At 42.4% G+C, this 25,258-nt stretch carries 14 protein-coding genes and 2 pseudogenes; 2 read left to right on the top strand and 14 right to left on the bottom strand.

Translation table 11 applies throughout. The annotated features are described in order from the left end of the window. Window positions 1-244: pseudogene (locus BXY_RS19920) on the top strand (copper resistance protein NlpE); the annotation flags it as partial. 161 nt (window positions 245-405) lie between these two features. Here the strand turns inward: BXY_RS19920 and BXY_RS19915 are convergent. The 7 genes from BXY_RS19915 to BXY_RS19885 form a co-directional block, all read right to left on the bottom strand. Further along, entirely contained in the window at window positions 406-1,626 is a 1,221-nt protein-coding gene (locus BXY_RS19915) for a glycoside hydrolase family 88 protein (RefSeq protein WP_015532788.1), read from the bottom strand. A 66-nt stretch (window positions 1,627-1,692) separates the two neighbouring features. After that, window positions 1,693-3,342: a glycoside hydrolase family 43 protein gene (locus BXY_RS19910; RefSeq protein ID WP_015532787.1), complete on the bottom strand. Its 1,650-nt coding sequence runs from the start codon at window positions 3,340-3,342 to the stop codon at window positions 1,693-1,695. Window positions 3,343-3,562: 220 nt separating this feature from the next. Beyond that, the gene (locus BXY_RS19905; RefSeq protein WP_015532786.1) at window positions 3,563-4,957 is read right to left on the bottom strand and encodes an alginate lyase family protein; all 1,395 of its coding nucleotides are present in this window, start codon (window positions 4,955-4,957) and stop codon (window positions 3,563-3,565) included. A gap of 10 nt (window positions 4,958-4,967) precedes the next feature. Then, window positions 4,968-6,527 (bottom strand): Ig-like domain-containing protein, encoded by a 1,560-nt coding sequence (locus BXY_RS19900; RefSeq protein WP_208946872.1) that lies wholly within the window; start codon window positions 6,525-6,527, stop codon window positions 4,968-4,970. A 34-nt stretch (window positions 6,528-6,561) separates the two neighbouring features. Continuing rightward, entirely contained in the window at window positions 6,562-8,289 is a 1,728-nt protein-coding gene (locus BXY_RS19895; RefSeq protein ID WP_015532784.1) for a RagB/SusD family nutrient uptake outer membrane protein, read from the bottom strand. Window positions 8,290-8,303: 14 nt separating this feature from the next. Beyond that, window positions 8,304-11,591, bottom strand: coding sequence for a SusC/RagA family TonB-linked outer membrane protein (locus tag BXY_RS19890; RefSeq protein WP_208946871.1), 3,288 nt, complete (start codon window positions 11,589-11,591; stop codon window positions 8,304-8,306). Between the two features lie 69 nt (window positions 11,592-11,660). Next, the gene (locus tag BXY_RS19885; protein WP_008643222.1) at window positions 11,661-12,176 is read right to left on the bottom strand and encodes an RNA polymerase sigma-70 factor; all 516 of its coding nucleotides are present in this window, start codon (window positions 12,174-12,176) and stop codon (window positions 11,661-11,663) included. A gap of 647 nt (window positions 12,177-12,823) precedes the next feature. Here BXY_RS19885 and BXY_RS19880 point away from each other — a divergent pair. Then, entirely contained in the window at window positions 12,824-14,116 is a 1,293-nt protein-coding gene (locus BXY_RS19880) for an ISAs1 family transposase (RefSeq protein WP_004315317.1), read from the top strand. 17 nt (window positions 14,117-14,133) lie between these two features. On the opposite strand, the pseudogene BXY_RS19875 reads toward BXY_RS19880, so the two are convergent. From BXY_RS19875 to BXY_RS19845, 7 genes and pseudogenes are all read right to left on the bottom strand, one after another. Further along, a pseudogene (locus tag BXY_RS19875) lies at window positions 14,134-15,081 on the bottom strand (alginate lyase family protein); the annotation flags it as partial. A gap of 447 nt (window positions 15,082-15,528) precedes the next feature. Then, window positions 15,529-16,941 (bottom strand): glycosyl hydrolase family 28 protein, encoded by a 1,413-nt coding sequence (locus tag BXY_RS19870; protein WP_015532781.1) that lies wholly within the window; start codon window positions 16,939-16,941, stop codon window positions 15,529-15,531. A gap of 336 nt (window positions 16,942-17,277) precedes the next feature. After that, on the bottom strand, window positions 17,278-18,423 hold the full coding sequence (locus BXY_RS19865) for an OprO/OprP family phosphate-selective porin (protein ID WP_004302334.1): 1,146 nt from the start codon (window positions 18,421-18,423) through the stop codon (window positions 17,278-17,280). A gap of 13 nt (window positions 18,424-18,436) precedes the next feature. Further along, complete coding sequence (locus BXY_RS19860; protein ID WP_015532779.1) at window positions 18,437-19,807, bottom strand: DUF5690 family protein; 1,371 nt, start codon at window positions 19,805-19,807, stop codon at window positions 18,437-18,439. 219 nt (window positions 19,808-20,026) lie between these two features. Then, window positions 20,027-22,393 (bottom strand): hypothetical protein, encoded by a 2,367-nt coding sequence (locus BXY_RS19855; protein ID WP_009039931.1) that lies wholly within the window; start codon window positions 22,391-22,393, stop codon window positions 20,027-20,029. A gap of 24 nt (window positions 22,394-22,417) precedes the next feature. After that, complete coding sequence (locus BXY_RS19850; RefSeq protein WP_015532778.1) at window positions 22,418-24,451, bottom strand: tetratricopeptide repeat protein; 2,034 nt, start codon at window positions 24,449-24,451, stop codon at window positions 22,418-22,420. Between the two features lie 26 nt (window positions 24,452-24,477). After that, window positions 24,478-25,023 carry a DUF3575 domain-containing protein gene (locus tag BXY_RS19845; RefSeq protein WP_004305849.1) on the bottom strand — a complete coding sequence of 182 codons (546 nt, stop codon included), beginning with the start codon at window positions 25,021-25,023 and terminating at the stop codon, window positions 24,478-24,480. Window positions 25,024-25,258 lie beyond the last annotated feature (235 nt).

Raw genomic sequence — 25,258 nt, 5'->3', positions numbered from 1 at the left:
GGATATGACTTACCTCGACGCTGAAGGTCAAGGACAAAACAAGACTTTCACTTCAAAAGGAAAACAACAAACAGTACACAAGGTTGTGAACAAAAAACCTGTTACTGCTGTTAAGTTAACTCCGAAGGATGGTGAAGCTCCGATGTATTTCGTGGTTGTTAACGACACCACTCTTCGTTTGGTGAACGATAGCTTGCAAGAAGCTGTCAGCGATCTGAATTATGACATCATCAAGGTAAAATAATAATAAGCCTAACCCTAACCAGTAAAAAAAGCTCTGCATAGAACCTTCGTTCTTGCAGAGCTTTTCCTTTTTTACACTATCACCTATTCTAATCGGACTATTCACTTTATTAGTTCTACCGATACTTTGATATTACCGTATTCATAAGCCCGGTAATACTGTTATCCCAATACCCCGTGTCCTTCTTGCAGACGTTTCAGCCTCAATAAGGCTTCGATATAATAATAATCTGCATAAATAATAGAAGCATCTATCTCGGAATGAGCCGGCCAATGTCCTACGCTATGAAGCAGGAAGGACGGTTTGCTCTTGCCACTCCGATAACTGTCAGAGTTCAGGCTTGCCAGCATTTCAATAGCTGCATCTTTATAACGTTTTCCGGTTCCATTCGGGAGGTAAGTGGATAGTTCAAGCAAAGCAGAGGCCACCACTGCCGCAGCAGAAGCGTCACGCGGAGCATCCGGTATTCCCGGGGCACTGAAGTCCCAATAAGGAACCTTGTCTTCCGGCAAACGTTCGAGATAGACATCTGTCACTTTCTGCGCGAAATCAAGATACTTAGGATCTTTCGTTTCACGATAAACTACCGTGTATCCATAGATTGCCCATGCCTGACCACGCGCCCACATGGTGCTGTCAGCATAACCTTGGTGGGTTACTCCTTTTATCAGATTACCTGTAATGGTGTCGTATACCGCTACATGGTAAGATGTATAGTCAGGACGGAACTGGCATTTCATCGTTTTATCGGCATGAGAAACGGCAATATCATATAAATAAGGATTTCCACCATTCTTCGCTGCCCAGAAAAGCATTTCGAGGTTAATCATGTTATCCATGATGGTATTGTGCGGCCAGTTGCGAGGTTCCACTTCACGAGGCCATGAAAGGATGGTTCCTACGATGGGATTGAACAGAGTAGCCAACGTATCGGCTGTATCAAGAATCACTTGTTTGTAAGCCGGATTCTTGGTCAGGCGGTAACCATTTCCGTAGCTACAGAACACGAGGAAGCCCAAATCATGGTCGAAAGCCGGAGTCCTGGAAAGGAACTCCAGAGAGTTCGTGAACTTCTCCGCTTCTTCCTGAATCTGTTTATCTTTCGTATATTCGTAATCATACCACAATACTCCGGGCCAGAAACCGGCACACCATTCTTCCTTCGTCGCTTTCCGACAATTCCAATGATGTTCGTCAGTCATGATATTACGTGGCATCATTGTATAGTCGATGCCGGAGTCTGTTTTCAGTTCCGCAAGCGTACGTTGTGTCTGCTCTGCACAATAGTCCAATGCCTTATTCACATCCAATGTACCGGACGGCTGATGAGCACACGTACAGAAACCTAACATCACAGCCAAACCTACTACAATCTTTTTCATCTTAATCTGATATCTTCGAGTTAATTCTTAATCTTTATTTCTCTTTGTCAATTATTGATTGGTCAATTACTTATCCATCCGAAACCAATCGACATCTGCCCATCCCCGATTGCCTTCATCCGGAGTCACACAGAATAGTCCGACTTTGGCTCCAATCCATTTGCCTTGACGGGCTGTGAAAGTCTCTCCCACTGTCGTATATTTCTTCCCGTCCAGACTATAAGCAAATGTACAAACGGCTCCTTTCCGAACCTTTACCTGTAAATAAACTGTTTGCCATTCATTATCTGCTACTCCCGGCATCTTTAGATATTTTACTGGAATGTTTGCCAATTCTTTTATCTGTTCGGGATTTTGCTGTTCCGCATCCTTACAAACTGCCTGTTGCAGAATAAACTGTTCTCCCGCTTTGCGAATAGAAAGATAACTATAATCCCATCCCATCACAATGATTCCGGTTTGTTCTCCATCCTGCTTGGCAGTAAATGTCAGCTTGGTCGTAGCTGTAAACTCTTCAGCCGGGAACTTTTGCATCAACAGATTAGGAACTTCCCAGAAGTTCACAAACTCTTTCGAAAGGCTTCCTGCATAAAGACGGATAAATCCCAAATCGGTAGTAAACCCGTAAGTATCTTTTTTATTGGCATGCCATTGCCATTGTAATCCCAAATGCCGGGTATTGAATTCGTCACTCTCCGGCGGAGTAGCGATCGGATAGGTCTTTCCCACATTCGGTTTCTTATAAGTCGTTACAGGTTCACCGCAACCGTCTTTATCCTTGTCCACTCCGATTACAGGCCAGTCATTTACCCACATCATCGGATTCAGATGAATCACACGTCCGTAAGCGCCTTTATCTTGAAAATGGACGAACCAGGATTCTCCTGTATTGGTGTCTACCCAGCCACCCTGATGAGGTCCGTTTATCGTTGTCTTTCCTTGTGCCATCACGATTTTCGATTCGTAAGGGCCATAGATGTTCTTTGAGCGAAGTACCAATTGCCAACCGGTTGCTACCCCTCCTGCCGGAGCAAAAATATAATAGTATCCGTTGCGTTTATAGAGCTTCGGTCCTTCTACGGTATGATTCTTTCCATCATTTCCGTCGAACACCATCACCGGATCGGAAATAACTTCTGTTCCTTCTGGATTCAGTTCGCAAATGACGAGGATACTGTTCACCCCACTACGGCTTCCGGCATAAGCATGTATCAGATATACTTTTCCGTCTTCGTCCCACAAAGGAGTTGCATCAATCATTCCTTTCCCTGCTTTTACCAATACAGGTTTGCTCCATTTTCCTTTCGGGTCTTTGGTTTTAATCATATAGATTCCATAATCCGGATCCCCCCAGTAAATATAAAATTCTCCGTTATGAAAACGAATGGCCGGTGCCCATACGCCTTTGCCATGCTGTGCCTTATCGAAGAAGGTTTCCGGCTCCTGAACCGGTAATGCATAGTTTACTAACGACCAATTAACCAAATCATTGGAATGAAGAATAGGAATTCCAGGAATACAGTTAAAACTGGATGCTGTCATATAGAAATCATCTCCGGTCGCACAGACATCCGGATCCGAATAGTCAGCATGGAGAACCGGGTTCTGATAAGTGCCATTCCCCTTATCAGCCACCCAGGTCTTAGAAATTTCTTGTGCGCCTGCCAATGAACCGCAAGCCATCATTCCTGCTAAAAACAGAATCTTTTTACGCATATACCTTACTAATCAATTTCATTCAAAACTAGATTCGTTATTCCTAAAAACAGGTTCTTTCTACCTTATATAAAACTAATTACTTTTAAAACTGAATCCTATCTCTGATTTCAAAACAATCTATTTACTGACCTATTTACTTATATATACGAAAGGGATTAGGTAAATACCTAATCCCTTTCCAATATTTTTTTATCCGAATTATTACAGAAAAGGCTTTTCACTCCCGATACAACATCAACGTCCCCCATCCTAACTGGTCGAACGCTCCACTGTTGGTTCCGTAGCGGCTACTTCCATCCGCGCCACACTCCGGACGCATCTTATCAGCAGCCTGCTTGGCATATTTATAACCGCTACCCAGTTTTTTCACTTTGGCATAATGGTTGTAAAATATTTCCCATCCCGGACGAAGTTCTCCACGTCCTTCATCATTGGCTACTGCCGTATGTATCGCCGAATGATTTTTATCTTTGCAAGCACAGTCCACACAATAGCGGAACTCGTTGAACGGCATTTTATCGGGAGTCGTCAGCCAAGAACCTATCTTATTATCCTGGTCCGCACCATCACGCAAATTGAAAAGAGCCGTATATTCTCCCATCTTCATGACCGCATTGTCATCGGCAGCGAAGAAATCGAGCTGACTGACAGAAGGGTTACACAAAGAAAACGTATAAGCCATCTGGCAAAGATTGGCGGTGACGGCAACAGACATCATCGCATGTCCTTGGTCGCGTCCGCTCTCCTGATTCTGCGCAATCGATTCGCCACTGCCCATAGGGTCAGTAAACGTACCTCTGATTAACTTCTTGATGCAGCCGTTGCCCACACCGTTATAGAAGTAGTTGACTACAAAATTCACCATTTCATCATCTTCAGTCAAAATACCGATAGCAAAGTAAGAGCACATATTCACCAAATCCCAGTTAGACCAATAGTGTTCGTCGCACGTTCCTTGATGTCTTGTCATGAAGTCCTTGTTTTTAGCAGCAAAGACGGTCAGCATCCACTCCTTGAATTTGGCAAAATCCTGTGGATTCTTGTTCTGATAATAATCGCGCATAATTTCACCGGCATTGGCGAAAGTATATCCTTGTGCACCGGCAGCAAGCATTTGGTTGGCATCGTTCGACTTTATTCCTTTACAACCTGCTACCCATGCATTCATCACCCGGACAGAAGCCTCGGCATACGCATCATCGCCCGTCAGTTTCCAAAGCAACGCCATCTGATAGGCAGCAGCGGCATCGTTCATAGCTTCCTGATAATGTTCCTTGCCATCGGCCGTGATACCTGTCCCATCGCCGCGGACGATGTATTCCAACACCGTAGGCTGATAACTTTTCAGAGTATATCTACTGTTCTTCAACGTAGCAAACTCATCTTTCACCACTTGTGGTGCCGTGCCATCGTCCAAACTCTTCTTTACACGGTCGAAATCCGCTTGATTAAACATGGCACACGGGTGATTATATGTGTACTCCGCTTCTACCGGTACGTATACCTCTTCCGGCATTGTCAAGTCAATAGTTCCAAATTCATTCTCCTGACAGGAAGTCTGTACTGCCAAAAGCAGTACGAGACTTGATAATATCATTGTTTTTCCTTTCATATTCTTCCACTTATTTAATTACGTCATAAGTTAGTCCTTCCGATTCGATGTATTTCTTTAAATCATCCATGTTCTTAAAGGTCTGCACCCAATATACATTATAATCTACCTGATGGTCGAGTGTCTTGATATCAGCATACTTAAACTGCAATGTTGTAAATTCCGCAACGGAACCCGTAGGCAGCAATTCGCCGGTAGCCCACTTCTGCAATTGCAAGTCATAGATAAACACATGGCTACCATCACTACACTTATAGTCGTGAAGCCATTTGTTGTTATTACCGTCCAAGCCACCGCTATACTTATTACCATCGCAAGTACCGGATGCATCCAACGTGATATTACGGGCGGTCACTCCCTCCATATCTCTCAAATCGTCCATACGGATAGCGAAAATCGGATAATTGCCTGCATGAAGCCACGTCTTCGGATTCCAGCAACGGAAGTCACCACGTTGTGTTGTAGCATTATGTGTATAAGTAGTAACCGTCACTTTGCCATAGCTCCAAACATGAGAAGACTCTGTTCCATTGCCCGACTGCTTGGCATTATACCATCCGTAGTTATTCTTATCGTGGAACAGTTCGCGAACCAGTCCTTCCGCCAGATGCAACTGGATGGATGAAGAATTACCTGTTTCCGGACAAACGGCTGTTATCGTCACACTGCCGAACACACCCTTTTGGTTGAATGTCACCACGCCGTTGGCTACCGTAGCTATCGTCTCATCGCTCGAAGTCCATTCAATCAGCGACTTCGTACAGTCTTCGGGAACAGTAGTATACCCCAGGTTTAATACCTTTTCACCGATAGCGCACATATATCCGTTGTCTAAAGAATAATTTTGATCGATGGTCACCTCTGTAGGCTGAATCTTCCTATTCACTGTGATTTCCTTGCTGCCTACAATAGCCGAGCCGTCCAATGTAGTAGCAGTAATGGTCACTTTCGCATGATTGTCTTCGCTCTCTACGCCGGTCACCACTCCATTATCATCTACTGTAGCCACCCGTTCGTTAGAGCTGCTCCACTTCACCGTCTTATACGTCACGTCCGCCGGTTGAAGAGAAAAGGAGAATTGAAGCTTCTCTCCCGCATACACTTCATCGGCAGAAGAAGCAACCGCAATGGAAGTAGCCGGAACCAGATTGTTGACAACAACCACTCGTAAAGAACTAGCTATTCCACTGCCCGAGTAGGACACATCCGGAGCCACCTGCACTACCGAAAAGCCCGTACCGTCTCCACTCACCGCTTTGAGCAACCCATCGGCATCTACCGTAGCTACCTGCTCATTACTCGATGTCCACACCACATCCTTGAAGGTCGCATCGTCCGGAGTTATGATACACCCCAGTTGCACAGTTTCTCCTTTCACCAAAGGAAGCACGCTTGCCTCCAAGTCCTTGTCAGTATAAATCAATTGGCGTGCTTCGTCCGGAATAACCATCTCCACGTTTCCCGGATAAATGGATGAAGACAGTTCCGCCGTTTCATCCTCACTGCACGAAGTGGCAACTGTGCCTGCCGCCATCAGCAAGCATCCTATATATATGAATGTACGTTTCATACGTTTCTGCATTTTATCTTACTTAATAAATCGTTTAATTTTTCCATCCCGGGTTCTGTTCCAGTTGCGGGTTCAACTGCAATTGGTCTGAAGGAAGCGGATAGAGATAATGCTTATCGCTCCACACACGTCCCTCATACATAATAATATAACCGTCGGCATTCAAGCTGCGCGATTGATTCGACCAATTATTTTCAAACCACGTGCCGGTCACTTTTACGCCCAACTGGTCTTGCGGCATTTCTTCCTTTGCCGTAGCCCAGCGTTTCAGATCGTCAATGCGGTGTCCTTCCAATATAAGTTCCACCGTACGTTCACGGCGAATCTCCTCACGCATAGACATCGGGCTATGGTCGGCTATAAGTTTGTTAGTCAACTTAGGCATATTCGGATTCACGCGCAAACGTACCAGATTCAATGAATAATCCAACTCTGAGTCGGATATTTCACCATTCAACTCATACACAGCTTCCGCATAGTTCAACAACACTTCCGCATAGCGGATGACAGGGAAATCGTAAGATTCGTAATAATCAGCGACTTCACGTTCCGTTCCCCATTTGCGGTTCTGGTATCCACTGCCCGAACGCACATTGGCAACCAATGTTTTCTCCAAATCGGCATCCGTCCAAGTGGTGCGCCAAGCACCGTCATTATTCCAATACTTCTGTCCGTGGTACAACATATTGTTTCCCATACGGTTGTCGCGCTCCAAAAACTCATCAGTCACCCCCTTGTCACCCTTGAACTTAGAAGATATTGCCGTCGGAAGCCCATCGGAACAAAGATACATGTCCACTAGTTTGTGTGTCAGATAGCAAGCATTCGCTACCATACCGTGTGTCAGATTCCACGCCGTCTTGTCACCATTGCGATGACGCTTCATCAGGATATATTCCGTATTGTCCGCCTTGGAAAGGTTAGCAGGGTTGCATTGCACTCCATCTTCCAATGTAAACATATAACGGTAGCTTTCATTGCCTAACGCAACATTGTAGAACAATTTGTATTTCTTACATGAAATAACCTTATCTGCCGCATCCTTGGCAATGGTCAGCAACTCCTCACTGCGGGCTGTATTGGTCGTGGCGTCCTTTCCGTTTGTATGGAACTTCTGCCATGTACCCTCGAATAAAGCCACTCTCGACAACATAGCATACGCAGCATACTTTGTCAGACGTCCTGCTTCCGATACAGTCTCAGGTAAGTCTTCGGCAGCTTCCTTCAAGTCCTTGATAACCTGATCTATCACCACACTACGGTCGTTGCGAGAAGCCGAAAGTTTTTCGGAATCCAAGTCAATCGGTTCGGTCAGCAGGATTACATTCCCATAAAGTTGTACCAGTTCGAAATAGGAGAAAGCCCGGAAGAATTTCGCCTCAGCCACCGGAACGGCAATGGCTTTCGCATCACCGAAATTCTGCGCGTTCTTCAACAACAAGTTAGTATAATAGATATGTTTATAGTTGCCCGTATAATTTCCGTCACCGGTAGGAATCGTGTTCGTTCCGTCACTATACACATTTCTTTTCGATTCGCATACCAAGTCCGAACGATAGTCGCTATGAGGAGAATCTGAGATGGCCGAGCTGAAATCCGGCAGCCAGCCATAGAACTGATTGGCAAACAATTGAAAATTATCAGCCTTGTTCCATACCAAGTTATCGCCCAAATCGGCTTTAGGTTCCAAATCCAGACAGGAAGCTGCTGTCACTGTAAAAGACGCAAGGCAAACAAGCTTTATATATTGTTTCAGTTTCATATTCGTTTATTCATTTAAAAGGTTAAGTTAGCACCAAATGTAAAATTACGTGTAAACGGATAACGTTTTACGCCCGATATTTCCTTATATTTTCCGCCATCCATTTTTCCGGCTTCTGCTTCCGGGTCCCATCCGTCCTTGATACGGGTAGTTTCCCATAAGTCGGTACCAGTCACATAAATACGGGCTCCACTTAAGACTTTTGTCTTTTTTAGCCAAGAAGCCGGCAAATTGTAACCGATGGTTATGTTCTTCAACCGGAGATAACGTCCGTCTTGCGAGGTCAAAGACGAAGCCTGATAGTTGTAATTATTTATATTACCATCACTCGTATAAGGAGCATAATAAGCATCCCGGTTATCCGGCGTCCACGTGTTTCCGATAGAGGCGGTACTTGTGTTCGTATAATAGCCTCGGAAAGGAACCGTCATATTATCTATCGGACGATATACAAAACGGTTTGCCGCCCCCTGGAATACGACACTCAAGTCCAGACCTTTCCAACCTGCCCCGAAATTGAATGAGTAGGATATTTCAGGAGAGTCGCTACCCAGAAAGATATAATCCTTCTCATCCAGTTTTCCATCATGGTTTTCATCACAATACATATTATCTCCCACGCGCAGGTTGGAAGGAATGCCGATGCCGTTATTGTCATAATACTTGGCAAGATATACCTTCAACTGCTCTTCATTCTGAATCTTTCCGGCATAACGTAAACCGAAGATAGACTTCAAGGGATAGCCCTGCATCGTCGACTTATAACCGGATGAAAGCACCGTAACACCTCCGAAGTCCGTCAGTTCATTGCGGGCAAAAGTGAAGGTTCCGCCAACGTGGTAAGTAAAATCATTCACCTTTCCGTTATAATTGATTTGTCCTTCATATCCCCAGTCTTTAAACTTACCTTCGTTGGCTTTAGGAGCATTGTCTCCAAGAATGCCCGGATAAGTGATGTTCACCAACATATTATCATTCTTTTTCATGAAAGCCTCTACCGTACCGGTCAAGCTACCATTGAGAAAGGCGAAGTCAATTCCGACATTATAGTTTTTGATACGCTCCCACGTACGGGTGGTAGAAGCCATCGTGCCACTGGTCTTAATATACGAAAGTTTATCCGAACCTATATAAGCACCGTCGCTGCCGGCCGATTTCAGTTTATACAGTTGCACACCGTCGTAATTGCCAATGCCGCTTTGGTTGCCGACTTCCGCATACGAAACGCGAAGCTTCAAGTCGTGCAGCCAGTCGACATCCGCCATGAAAGCCTCCTGTTTGATACGCCATCCCAAAGACACTCCGTAGAAGAAATTCCAACGGTTCTCGGGCATAAACTTGGAAGAGCCATCGTAGCGCCCGTTCATTTCCAACAAATAACGCCCATCATAATCGTAATTGAAACGTCCGAAATAAGAAAGGTTGGCATATTGGTACTTGTCTTCATCACCGGAGAGGGTAACTTCACCCGAACCGTTGACAATTTCCAGTCCATCCTGTGCATCTTTCACGCTGACGCCGAAGTATGTGTATTCCTTAAATTCATACTGTGCACCCAAGGTCAGCCCCAACTTATGCTTTTGGAAAGTCTTGTTAGCAGCCAAATAACCCGACATTGAATAGAAGTCTGTGCGTGAACTGGTCTGCTTGTATGAAGAGTTGGCTTGCGTGGGTTCTACCAACACGCGTTTGTCGCCCATGTAATTGTAGAAATCGATAGATTTGGTGGTAGTATTGCGAGCTGCCGTGCTGGTGTTGTAGCCTACATTGACATTCGCCGTCAACCAATCCGTTATCGTATAATTCAGTGTCTCGCTCAAAGAGATGGCTGATACGGAGAGTTTGTTATCACCACCCAGTTCTGCTTTGGCAGCGGGCGACCCCCAAGTACCCCATGCGTAAGGTTTGCCTTCCAGTCCTTCGAAAGGAAGCCCCGGCATGGGCAGTGTGCTGGTTAGCACCGAACCAATCTGCGTGGGTGCTACCTGCTCCTGACGGTTGTAGGATACGGAGGATTCCAGTTTCAAGTCTTTCGTAAACTTATATGTATTGTTCATGCGGAAGTTATAACGTTTGTTGTTATTCTCACCATACTGCAACGTCGAACCGTCATACAAATAGCTCAAAGAGACGCGGTAGGATGACTTGTCCGTTCCGCCCGACACGCTCAAGCTATGTTCAGTGCTCCACGTATTACCAAACAATGTGCCCAGCCAATCCACATCATCGGCAAACACAAAATCGGACACATCAGTGAAAGCTGCCGAACCGAAAGGATTCGGGCTCTTGCTCAAATCAATAAATGAACCTTTATATTTCTTAGCCAACTTAGCATAACTGTAAAAGCTATGTGACGCCTGGTCATCGTTCTCAATAGCCGACATCACTCCGTCAGCCCACTGGTCCAGGCTCATGGCTTCCTGCATCAGACCGAGCGTCTTCAGCGTAGTGCTGCCGCTATACTCTACCTTCACTCTGCCTTCCGCCCCTTTCTTGGTCGTAATCAGCACTACACCGCCAGCGGCACGCGAACCGTAGATAGCAGCAGCACCGTCTTTCAAGAAATTGATAGAAGCGATATCATTAGGATTCAACAGGCGAAGTTCGTTCACACTTTCATAAGCCACCCCGTCAATGATAATCAATGGTTCCGTCGAATTCACCGACACCGACCCGCGAAGATTCAGTCCCCAACTTTCGTCACCTGGTGCGGAAGAACCGCGAGTAATCATAACACCCGGTACCTGTCCCTGCAAAGCCTGCAACGGACTGGATAAACCTCCTTTTTCCTTGAAGATTTTTTCGTCTACTACTGTCACGGCACCTGTCAATGATGATTTCTTCTGCGTACCATATCCGACAACCACCACTTCTTCAAGCACTTCCGAGTCTTCTTTCAGTACAATCTTTACCGGAGCACCACCTTTCACCTGAATCTCTTGCGTCTTATATCCGATGTAGGACACGACCAATATGCCCGGATTCACATTAGACAGCGTAAAGTTACCGTCAATATCAGTAATCGTACCGTTCGTTGTGCCTTTCATCAGCACGCTTGCCCCGATTACCGGTTCGCCGTTTGCATCCACTACCGTTCCTTTCACCGTGACAGCCTGCATGACAGCCTGTACTTCCAACGTATCCGCACATACTGTCTGAGGAATACCTGTCCATAAGGCGGAAGCCATCATCAACGGAAATACTACTTTCTTTGATGAGCTTTTTAAGATATTATTCATACAATTAAATTTGAGGTTTAAAAATAGTATTAAATTTTTGTTCTCTAAAATAAGGCGAGGCATACAAATACCTCTTTGTAAATTCTGACTCCTTTTCCATAAGCACAAAGGGTTATTTATTAATGAATAAGATTATATACAATTCCGGAAAAACTCGCGCATTTCACGACGTCCCAGAAACAGATGGTTTTCCACCGTCCTGCAACTTAAATTCAGTTCATTTGCGATTTCCGGAGACGTTTTATTTTCGAAGCGGTTCAATGTATAAATTAACCGACGTTGTTCGGGCATAGCAGCCAAGCGGGTCCGTTCCATTGTCATTAAATCATCACCGATAATTTTTTCTTCGGTTTCATTGGTAGAAGTGGACATAGTATCATAGATGTAGCTGTCTATCTCCTGTTTCTTATAATAACGACGGATATAGTCGATTACAATATTGCGGGCAATGGTGAACAAGAAATATTTCACTGTGTCCGGACGGAGCATTTGCTTGTAGTCCAGCAGACGTACAAATACATCCTGGGTTAGATCCTCCGCTTCGTAGCGATGAGTGATACGATAAGTAATATAGGTAAGAATCACCTGATAATATTCTTCATAAGAACGGGTGATAATGTTGTCGGAAGTGTTAGCTATTGTCTCCATAATACTATCTTTTTCGGTTTTGATCACGATGCAAATATAGAGGTGATTTGGGATATAACAGCCAGAAAATAAAGCAGATCAATCTCAATGAATCTAGGTAGACTCATTTAAAGATATAATTCTAATTATCAATATATTACGTTTACAAAAAAGAGAGTATCACTTTATAAAATGAGACTCAAATCACTCAAGTCAACGTATCTTTGCTCCACTTACGCTCGTTTGCTCCCATCCTCTTCCCCTCTTCAATTTTATTATTTGATCGTTTCATTGTCACATCAAAGCTATTAATGAAGTACGGACATTAATAGATAAGTTCCGTTTCATTAAAGATAAACTTGCTTTGCACTTATTGCAAAGTTACGTTTGATTAAGCAGGGAAAACGCACGAGTGCTAATTGTTTAATAATCAATAGTTCCCTTCTCTTCTCAAAACTTATTTAATGGCAATACTCTTGTATATCTAATAATAAATAAAGTCTTCCTAGTTACTTTTCCTCATATAGACGTGTCACAACTTTACATGGTCATGCCACCTATTGCTTTCATCCTTTTTAATCTTCGGGCTTCTTCAATTGATATATTGATTATTTATATTGTATTCATTCTGGTATTTCATTATCTTCACGTCTAAATAATAAACAGTAATGGATAAGATTGCAAAGGATTTTTTAATAAATGACGAATTGGCACGTCATATGGCTAGTATGTCTGAAGCTATTGATACAATAGACCCACGTGAAAAGAATAAAGTCACTTATTCGGGCAAATTGATAATGCTTGTCACTTTATCGGGTGTTTTTTGTGATTGTCAGAGTTGGAATGATATAGCAGACTTCGCCCGTTATAAGAAAGATTTTCTTAGGAGATTCATACCGGATTTAGAAACTACCCCCTCACATGATACATTACGCCGATTTTTTTGTATCATAAAAACAGAAAGATTAGAGAGTTGTTACAGAGAATGGGCCTGTAATATGAGAGGTGATTCACCGTCCATAGAAGATTGCGACTGGTCGAAAGTTCAAATAGGTGAGGGTAATGATCTTTATACGAATAGACATATAGCTATTGACGGGAAAACGATCTGTGGTGCCATCAATGCTGATAAACTGGTACAAGAGTCGGCGGGTAAAATAACAAAGGAGCAGGCAGCATCAGCCAAACTTCATATTGTCAGTGCCTTTCTTTCTGATATGAGTCTGTCATTAGGGCAGGAACGGGTCTCAATAAAAGAGAATGAAATAGTAGCAATACCCAAATTACTGGACGACATTGATATACGACAAGGAGATGTAGTTACCATCGATGCACTTGGCACCCAAAAGAAGATTGTAGAAAAAATAACAGAGAAACAAGCCGATTATCTTTTAGAGGTGAAAGATAATCATTTAAAACTAAGGGAAAATATCGAAAACGATGCGGAGTACTTGCTAATTTCCGGAAGAGAAAATGATTTTATCAAAAGAGCTGAAGAAACCACAGAAGGTCATGGATTTATGGTGACAAGGACCTGCATATCCTGCTCTGAACCCAGTAGATTAGGGTTCTGTTATCGCGATTGGAAGAATCTTAGGACTTATGGAATAATAAAGACCGAGAAAATAAATATAGCCACAGGGGAAATACAGAATGAGAAACATTGTTTCATCTCTTCATTAGTGAACAATCCAGAGCTTATTCTTAAATATAAGAGAAAGCATTGGGCGGTAGAAAATGGATTGCATTGGCAGTTGGATGTTACATTTAATGAAGATGATGGAAGAAAAATGATGAATTCGGCACAAAACTTTTCCACTTTAACTAAAATGGCATTGACCATTTTGAAGAATTATCAGGATGAAGACAAGAAGACTTCTGTCAATAGGAAAAGGAAGAAGGCTGGATGGAGTGATGAGTATCTAGCTAATTTGATAAACAACTTTATTAAAGCGTTTTAACTCGTGCGTTTTCCCTGGTGGATACCTGCCAATACATGTCCCTGGTCGCGACTCGACTCCTGACATTGACCGTTTGGATAGATATAATACTGTAGCTGTTCATCGTATCCATAATCTGAAATCTTGTTTTCTCTTCCTTCCAATTTATAATCAAGCATGGTTGGTGATTTCTTAATCGGTTCTTTGCTAGTGACCGTCGGTCCTGAAGGATAAGGTAAATCATCCGGTCGATGCTTCATTCCCAATAAATAACGGTAAGCACGGTCATACATTACTTCGTTATCTAAGTAAATCCCCATTGCCATCATTCCACGAGCAGCGAAAAGTCCTTGATTACCAAACCTTGCGGCATCGAAATTAAAAATATTCCAATAGAATGTAACTCCGTTCTTTGAATCATCCCAGTAATTTGCATATTTGGAAGAGAAATCTTCCGTATTGCTATATCCAGGATAGACCAACATATTTTTAAAACGTTGCTGGTCTTCTACTTTCCAACCGGAATAATCACGCATTAATTCGGCGGCATCAATTAAAAGGTAAATCTTTCCGTTATCTAATGGTCCTGTTCCACGACTACTTGTATTGGTATAATAAGAATTAGCATTCAGATATTCGACCGCTTTACGGGCATAAGCCTCATCGCCCGTCAGATGCCAAAGCAATGCTAAGTCATGTGCCCGCCTGCCATCTACTCCGATAGTAGCATTAAAACGTCCTTCTCTGATTTGTTTTCCCCGATTGATAACTTGCGTATTGAGTGAAGAATAGGGAGATTCCTTTAATTTCAGAAAAGTAGAATAATAAGGCTCATGTTTCGCCTTGACCATAGCTTTCATCCGGTCTAAATCACCTTGGGTATAGGTGATTCCGGGATGGATAAAGTTACGTCGTTGCGCTTGCACTCCATTTTGAATATTCCCAATCCATACAATCCCAATAATCCATATAATTTTGTTAATCATAGTGCGATTCGTTTTTTATACAAGTGATAAGCAAAGATAGTATTTAGTAATAAAAAGGAGTTCAAAGTGAATGAAACATTTACTTTGATTAGCATAAACCCGGGAATAAAACTCTTGTATTTATACTCATGGTTCTCTTCCAGACTCCTTAATTCTGATTCCAGTGCAGCTTTGCTCTCATCTATTAATAGATAAGTTATTATCTTCCTATTGCAAAGTTCTTTCCTTCTAATACTAAAGTTACTCTTATCTAATAGAAATCTATAATTGCAAGCTTTGATTATAAAAACGAAAGTTTCATTTATATAATTGCAAGTTCTAATTATATAAATGAAACTTGCATTTATAGTTTATGTTTAACCTAAAGAAAGTTTGATATTAGAAGAAAAGAAGTTTGCACCTAATACAAAGAGATTTTTCCATTCATACTTCATATACCAGATTATGCTATTTGACTGTGATATTCTTTATGTATTCATTCGTGATAAAATCATCTATATTTTTCATCTTCATGCCGTTGATAATCACATTATCGAAGATGATATTCTTGACGGAACGTTCTTTATCAAACCCTTTCAATAGAGATGGATTCTCCCCTACTCCATTATAAATGATATTCCGAAAAATAATATCTTCAATTCCCCGGCCGGGTTGCTTATCATACTTTGAATTGAAACGAACATTAATATGAAACAATCTTCCCTCCTGGATATTCTCTACACGGATATCCTCAAATAATGCCTTGCGTACCAAGTTTTTATCACCGCAATCCACTGCCATACAGCCCTGATAAAGAAGATCATCTTCATCATGTTCCAGAATATCGACATTACGGACAGTTATATTCTCAAGAATCTCTCCAGCCTTATCGTCCGGGTTACCGTGTCCTCCAATGTTGATCGGATGAGCAATATCCGCCCAAAGGATTGAATTCTGTAAAGTCACGTTACGACTTCCTCCGTAATAGTTCCAGCGATGGGCATAGATGGCAATACAATCATCACTGTTCCGCATAAAAACATTGTCTATTAATACGTCACTGCAACACATCAGATCTATGCCATCACTCCATCCTTTACAACTAAAAGACTTTAAATTATTGATGGTCAACCCTGTAGACTCACCACCAAATACTGTATAGTGATCTGGATTTATAACTGTAATACCGTCAATCCATATATTTTTAGAATGAGTAACTTCTATTCCACGGATCGGATGGTCGAGAATACCACGCCCGACAATGCGTACATTTTCAGCTTTGTCAATCAATAATTTAGCTTTTACAACAGCTCCGGGAGCTAAATAAACAGTAGTATTGGAAGGAATCTGTATCTGTGTGTTCGGCAAATCTTTCGGACGATGGACACCCGGTCCGAAATACATTACTTTGTCACTGCTTTCAGTATAAGTTTCTGTTTCCAAAGGATTAGCAAACAAATGAAGATTATGCAAACGATCACCGTTAAACTCAATCGACAGGCATTGAGGTCTAGTGAGTGTAAAAAAGATAGCATTGTGGTTTACCGTATGTTGTATACCTATTGCTAACGGACGGATTTTCACATCCTGAATGGTGCCATTGTTCTTTTTCACCATCACTTCTACGGGACTGCCTATATCAAACTGTACCATTGAAGCAGATTGTACCCGATCCATATCTACTTGGACTTCATATTCGAATCCATCTTTCCATTCACCGCCTGCTTCACGTACTTTGACTGTATAATCATCATTATGTGGCATACCAGTGTTCAATCCTTCCGGATAGGTTACTAATTGGGCATTCCCGAATGTCGAAAATGCAATAGCTATTGCTAACAAACATTTTCTTTTACCTGATAAAACTCCTACTATATTCATATCACTAAACTATGTTATATTTTAATTATTCTGTTTATTGAAGTTCTTTCTAAAACTATACTTTCTATTCCACCCAGGTTGGCAAACTGGTAACAGAAACTATAGAAAAAATAACCAATGCAAAAAATCTCCTTTATTGTCTATTACGAACAATAAAGGAGATTTACCTAGAACATTCCAGTTTTTTCTGTCTTCTTATTTTTTACTTTTTACATACGGTTCTGCATATTGAGTCGGCAGTGCTCTCGATATGTCTTTGAAACATTTAGTAAAACTAATATACAATACACCTTCCTATTCTTTATTATAGCTTTATTCGAACGGAACTGCCAAGTACTAGAATATGAATTGAAAACGTCCCTGTACTACACTAAAGTTTGTGCTTTCGATCTCTTTGATATGCGAGCCGGGGATGAAGTAGCTATAATTCAATTTGACAGCAATGTGTTTATTGATATAGTAATTCAATCCGAAGGAGAGGTCTTTCTGTGTTCCGCCTTTTATTCCGGCATCATTCAGAGAGAGATAATTGAAACGGGCACATAGTTCGAGTGCTTTTCCTTCCGGTCTTCCGGGACAGGCTACTTCTTCGTCATACAGATAATTCTGTCCCAACAATAGCCAGGAACATTGCAGATAAGCTCCTTGTGCCGTATAGTTCTCAAAACCCTTTTCCCGTTTTACATGGGCGCGGATGTATTCACCCTGAAGAAAGAATTTATGATAGTAAATTAGCAGTTCGGTTCCTATTTTAAATTGGGATGCTGCATGATCTACATCTGCTTGTATTAATGTACGATTATCAATCGTGCTCACGCCCGGAGATTTATAAGTAAACGTATTCCTGTTCTCATCTTCGGGAAGCGTGCCGTCCGGTGTACGATGGATAGCTGCTAATCCTATATGTATCAGTTTCGCTTGCTCATAAAGTGGACGGTAAACCAAACGTCCGTCAATGGCATATCCTTGCGATGCGTTTTTCAGGTTGCTCAAATCATTATCGGTAAAGAATCCGCCACACAGATAGTAATATTGGGTACGATAGGAATAGGCTACTCCCATACGTCGGCTATTTGTCAATGCCAGCACAGCTCCCGGAGATTGGTTGAAGCGAAGATCAAATGTACTACAAATCATATCGAGACTGAATGGCTCATAGAATTGTCCTATCTGAATGGAACTATTCTTATAGGAATAGGTGGCAAAAGCATCTTTGATGGCTACTTTGTTTCCGGCATATCCCATTTCCAGTTTCATTCCCCAGTTCTGATAGGTAGCTTTTACACCGATGCGAAGGTCATTAAATTCCGTGCCGTTGCCAAAGTTATTCGGATTCTTCAGATACACTCCTCCATCCATTAATAGACGCCCGGTGATTTTATATTGTATGCCATCGGGCAGATTCTGTGCCGTTATCCGGGAAGTCGTTAGTATTAGAGATAGAAGGAAGGAGAATTTCAAATATAGTCCTATTATTTTCATCGTCCACCTTTTATCAAATTTGTGAAAAAGTAGTTGGCTCCATACCTTCTCCCGTAAATTTTATCCCGTTGCTCATTTCGGCTTCTTTCGCTTTCTTCAGCTGTTTCTCTTTTTTATAGCGCTGTATCAGGTAAATCATGGAGCAGGTGAAAGCAACCGTACAGATCAGTCCTACGTAACCGGATAATATATTATAAAATTCCAACCAGTTTATGTCTACATGGGCAAATTCTTTGAACATCAAGACAAGTACAGTTCCCGTATATCCGATAAAATCAATGGTCACAATGAAGAAACCGACATTTCCTTTTATCTTGAAACAAGCGATGAAGCGGTCGAAAAAAATGCTTTGAAAACAGAGGTAGGCAATATACAGACAGAGACTTTGGACAAACAGCCAGGTGATTGCATCCAATTGCAGAGAATCATAATTGAAAGATATAAAACTCATGGTGGCTGTCCCAAGTACGACCAATCCCAGCAGGGCAACCAAAACTTTTATGTTACTTTTCACAAAGACCATCGCTCCGAATAACGCCAGAATTATTAATGTAACGACTGTATCTACCTGCGCAAACATCCATGAGGACTGTCCGTTCATATCAATAATCTTCACCAGGAAATCTTCCTTAATATCTCTAAGCACTACCAACATTAGGTTAGCTACAAACAATAATACAAGAAATGGCATAAAGTCGATGAACAGTTCTTTCCGTTGCTTGCCATTCAGAGTTACACGACTACTCTTTTGTTTTATATCTTGTGCCGTAGGTTGTGGCAAACGGGTTAAGCTATATCCCAAAAGAGCCAATAAAGGAAGTGCAAAAGCACCGATAAGTGCCGGCATCCAAAATTCGCTGACGTTCAATGTATTCATAACGAACAATCCGATGGATTTTGCCGTTCCCGAACTGATAACAATACTGATTCCTAAAAGACTGGCCAAAATATCCGTAGTGCGGCGACCTTCGATAAAACTGAAAATAACTCCCCACATACAGCCCAATGACAATCCATTGAAGAACATGGCAAACATATTATAAGGAGTGGGAAGTGCTCCGAACGCAACCAATGACAATTCCGCTACGGCAATGGAAACGAGTATAAACTTCAGGCGATTCTCTCTCTTCAATTCGGAAATCAACTTGATACCTATAAACTTGGCTATCAGATAACCTGCTATCTGAATGATAGTAACCAGTACTTTATAATCAAAGCCGAATGCTTCTATCCCGTCAAAAGTAGCAGCTGTGAAAGGTTTGCGCAATGTATAAACCAGTGAGTAAGAAAGAAGGGCTGCTCCACCTGCCCATAGAATAAAGAGGAAATCGGCTAATCTTCTGTTTGAACTTTGTTTCGATATTGCTTCAGTAATCGTTTTCATACGTTTTCGTTTTAATTTCTGGAGCAAAAGTAGAGGAGAATAGCAAGGGAGAAAATGAATTCTAAAGATTCATTTTATTCATTATCAGGTAGAAATGGAAGTAATATTAATGTAACGTTTATGTAACCGTAATTTCTTGGAAATGGAATACAAAAAGGGTTGCACAATCACTAATCCGGTATTGCGCAACCCTTTTTATTCGATTTCTTATTTTTCTTCTTATTGGAAAGTAGGCATCTTGAATCTGTACAATAATCCACCTACCATGGAAGCTACGCGGTCAGGTCTTCCCTGTTCGGAGCCATCGTATGTATCGGTACGGATACCGACTTTAGGTTCGGCATACAGATACAAAGAAGAAGCCACTTTCAGCTTTACCTGCACACCGGCATCCAGTCCCGGCACTGCTCGGAACTTACCGTAACGGCGTACCAGTCCGGCCGTAACTCCCACAAAAGGAACAACATCTATCACATGGTCGGGGCTGTATCCTTTTGCCAATGTGGCCAGACTCATCATATAATCCATACCCAAACCGGCATAATGAAGATTCATCTTCGACGACGTTTTGGCCTTGTACATAATTGTTCCATTTACCCGCCATGCAGATAACGGAGTGTACCATTTACCTATGCTTCCTTTTGCTTCTACACCTGCATTCTTCACCAAATCTTTGTTGGCTACGAGCAAGCTACCCAATCCAAGTGCACCGGAGATGAAGTAACGCTTGTCATCCTGACCAAACACGCTGCGATTGGCTGCTTTTGAATAAGGAACAAAGCGATAGTGGAAACCTGCATTGACTCCTACCATTACGTCTTTCTGCATAAAGCCCAGATTACCTTCAATGAATTTATCTCCATACAAGCGAATCTGCGGTTCAATGTACAAACCGAGAAAATCATTCACATGCCATAATCCCTGTATGCCTGCATTAATACCCGGTTGGAACTTATGGTCTGATTTGGAAGTATAAGCAAGGTTGACACCTACCGAACCTATTAAATCAAAGATACGATCGGAATTATATCCACTCATGGTAGACGTTATGTTCCACAAGTAATCAAGACCACCACTGACGCTGGCATGTCTAAGTTTGCCCGCTTTAACACTTCCCGGAACTACATAGTTCGTAAAGAATCCACCCGTACCCACCAGGCGCAAACCGGAATAAGGGCTCAACCACTTACCGATAGAGACAGAAGCCTGCGGACCTAAAGAACCAAGGTTTTCAAGATTCGTCTTATTCAGGAACATTTGCACACCGATTCCCGAAGTCATAAACAGATTGTCTGCGATGTGATTGCTTGAGAATCCGTTCTTCGGACGTGCCGCACGGTCAATCGTATGATAAGTCAAACCAAAATTCAACTCTCCGAGCTGATCCGTATTGCCACCTACTCCGCGACCTCCTGCATATCTCTTATTATACACATTGAGGCGAGGTTCTATAAATAAATCCACAGAACGGTTGATACGGAAACTTCCTTGCACACCGACTCCTATTCCCGGAGCATACTTGGCGGTTTTATCCACTCCTTTCGTACCTGCCAGGTTAACTCCGGCAATACCGATCAGACTAAATATTCTGTCTTCATCATATCCCCAAAGAACATTATTGATATTCAACAGATAGTCCGCATGCAGATCGACATGTTTAAAGTAGCCGCTTGCACTGCCCGAAGGGGTGTCTGAAAGTCCAACCGTCCCGGACAAACGCAGACCGGAAGAAGGACTGAACCATTTACCGATTCCGGCAGAGAACTGGGGACCTAATCCTTTAATCGTATTCTTGATTCCCGGAACTTTCAGTGTACTGATACCACCGGATAAAGAGATAAACATATGATTCAGGAAGGAACTTTTATCGAAATCATCGAAATGAATCTTAGTTCCCATCGGAGCAGCAGGCATATAGGTCAGACCTACCAGAACCGAACCAGCCATTTTATAGTTTCTCCAACTTTCCGTATACGCAAAACCGTCATTATACCATCCGATCCGCGGTTCTACAAACAAATCCAATGTAGAAGAAAGACGTACATTTCCCTGTAAACCGAGATGAGCGCCGTAATAAAGCTGACCGCCGCCTTTCAAATCCGGATACTTTTCGGAACGATCGCTATTGTCGCCCACCTTAGAATAACCGGCTTCTATACCTGCAATCCCTACTAACTCAAAACAACGGTTTGCATTGTATCCGTATGCCAGGGAGGACATATTCAACAGATAGTCCAGGCTGCCGCCACCCATTTTTATTTTAGAATCGTAGATACTCGACGGCAGATAACCTAAATTCACCCCTATCCGAAGTCCATGAACCGGAGTAATCCACTTTCCCATAAAGAGATGGGCGGTCATTCCCATTCCATCCTGACTATCTCCACTTGTTAACAAGCTGTATGGCCCTATTCCGGCAGAGAAAAAGAGATGTTCATTGAATTTATTGCTCTCGAACTTTTCATTTGCAGGCCGTTTCTGTAACATATATTGCAATGCACCATAATCCTGTGCCTGTAAGGTAACAGCAAGCATCAGGAAGATTGCCACTGCTACATATTTATTGTTGATTCTGAAGATATTCATCGTTTACTCTTGTTGTATATATCATTATTTAATTTTCTGCTCTTCCGGCAGCAAGTCAATAATATCACCGTCCACCTTCGCTACTTCCAATAAGGAAGGATCAAGTTCAAGGGCCTTCTCAATGCTCATAATCGCATCACCTATTTTCTCCAGGCGGTTGGCGGCAATCGCTTTTATATAATATTCGCGGGCGGTCTCTACATCCATGGTAGAAATCTTATCCCATGCTTCCTGATTCTTCTTCATTGCCAGCAGCATCACCACCTCATTGAAAGGGCTGGTAGCCGCCACCTTTTCGAAAGCATCATTATAATAACCGGCCAATGCCTGAACAATGGCCTGCAAATCTTCAGAAACCGCTTCTTCGGGAACCAAGGTCAAGACTGAATCTGCTTTTGTATATTTCCCTTCATGCAGCAAGGCAATAGCCTGATTGGACAATAACTCCGCCGGTGCCGATTTACTGACAAACGGTTCGAGAATACGTGAATCCGGAGTATCTTTCTGTATCGTTGCCACTGCCAGTTCATTGGCTGCATACGTAAAGTTATCATAAAGTTCAAGAGCTTCCCTACAATACTTTTCCCTTTCGTCGGGAGTTTTTGCTGTCGTAATCATACGGTAATATTCGAAACGGGTCAGTTCCTTCGGATTCTTTCTGTAAAGTTCTCTAATCTCGTCGTCCGTCAAAGAACGGAAGATTGAATAACCATACGTATATTGCACCTTTCTCAATTTAGGCAGATAAGTAGCCGCAAGTTCCTTGTAGAAAGGTTTCGATTTCAAGACCCCATTCAACCGGTAAGGAGTAGCTGCATATTGTTTGATTAAGTCCTCTACTTCTTTAGCCAGTTCCGGCTTGGAGTTTTTTTTCAGCAATTCAGCTACCTCCTTCCAAGAGGCAACCGATGCATCCGATTTCACCTCCAACAGTTTACGTGTTTCCGGGTCCAGTTGTGCCAGTATACGTTCCAGGGCTTTATCCGTACGCAATTTTGCCAGACGAAGATTCGTCGCGTAAGAACCGTCCGGCGAAGCCACCCCCGTAATATGAAAACTCTTCAAAGAGGCATCCGGGTTCGTCTCAATACCACGCAATTCCTGATTCAATCGGTTCAGTTCCACCTGATTTTGTGGATTCTTATCATCCAGGTCGGCTTTACCTACCAGGAAGGTTAAGTTTACCTCACCTTTCGTATCCCGCAACTGCATCACGGGTTTCGGAAGATATTTCTCGTCCGTCAGACTGAAAGCGGAGAATTTATACTCCAAGAAACGAAGCGGGTTGACCGTTCCGCGTGCAATGGAGAAAGAGTCACGATAAATGATATTCCGGTAATTTTCCATCGCCAGATGCACATCTGCACGGTAGTCATGTTGCAGATATTCTATATAGATAGAATCATGGTAAGCAATAATATCCCCCTTGCGTGAAGAAGTAGTTTTCACACGGATGTAATCGTGCAAAGGATCTTTATCCATATCATAATCGTACATTCGATTTTGCGTTGTATTATAAGTATCCCCGTCGAATACAACAGGACGCATCAACAGACGCTTTTTCAGTGTCACATCATAAATGGAAGGCTGCAATACCAAGCGACGATGTGAGTTAAACATCTCCTTAGGCACCGGGACACGGGTTTTCAGATGAAAATAATTACCTTTGATTTCGATGTCCGTAGGTTCCGGAATCACTTTGTCCTTCACTTTGGAAGTAATCGTAACTTCGTCCAGTTCGATGACGGCATCTTTCAATACTACATTCAGAATCTGCTTTCCTGCCACCTTCACTGTTTTGTCTTCATAACCGACACATGTAAACTTCAACGAGCCGTTTTTCTCAACCAAGACACTGTAACGACCATCCTCGTCGGACATTTCTATACGTTCGTCATTGACCGGATTCAACACATTTACATTCGGAACACTTTTTCCCTGCGGGTTTGTGATATGCCCCTGCACGCGGATCCGTTGGGCGGATACATTCATACCGACGAACATCATCGCCACGAGAAGTATACCTGTTAATCTATCACGTTTCAAATTGATTTTCATTCTCTTTTCTGACTAGCTAATGTTCGTTATCGAATAATATAAACAAAGGATACCCCCAGTTTGACAGGTGCAATGGTGGTCTTACTATCGTTGACCGCACCCGGTTTCGGAGTACCCTTATCATACTTAAACTGACGGTAGCGCAACACACCCACTCCGGCAGTTGCTTCGATGTTCCAATGATCGCCCAGCACCCATGCGTATCCATAGGTCAAACCAGCGGCGTATGCATCGCCTTTGTGATGCACATCTTTTACCATCATATCAAAATTATTCACGAAAGCGGTGATTCCAAGAAAATGACTCACCATCGGACGATTTAGCCAGTAACGAACTTCAGGCTGAAAATGCGTGAAAGTCGTTTTAAAGTTGTCTGTACTGATTGGGTTCGCAGCAATCCCCATGTTCAAGGAGACATGACTACCCAATACAAATTCTGCTTCTACATTCGGACTGGCGGTCAGCCAACCCAATGCATTTGTCTTTACAGCCACCCGTTGTGCGTGCACATGTACACCACAACATAATAACAGAAATGATAACGCAGCTATTACCCTGCGACCATTTCTCATCACATATACCATCATTTATTTCCCACTAAATATTTCCCACTAAATATTTACCCACAAAAAAGGGCTTACTGTCCATTTTATATACTACTTGGACAGAAAGCCACAAAATTAGAAAAAATATAGTATTAAAAACGTTTAAACACGCTTTTTTGTTTTTTATTGCAACAATTTCCATCTTAGGCCATAATATACCATACTACGGATAAGATATACAATTTTTCTTTATTACCAATGA

This window comes from Bacteroides xylanisolvens XB1A (genome assembly GCF_000210075.1).
Taxonomy (GTDB): domain Bacteria; phylum Bacteroidota; class Bacteroidia; order Bacteroidales; family Bacteroidaceae; genus Bacteroides; species Bacteroides xylanisolvens.
The sequence above is the reverse complement of the archived record's forward strand: the minus strand, read 5'-3'. Positions and strand labels throughout refer to the sequence as shown.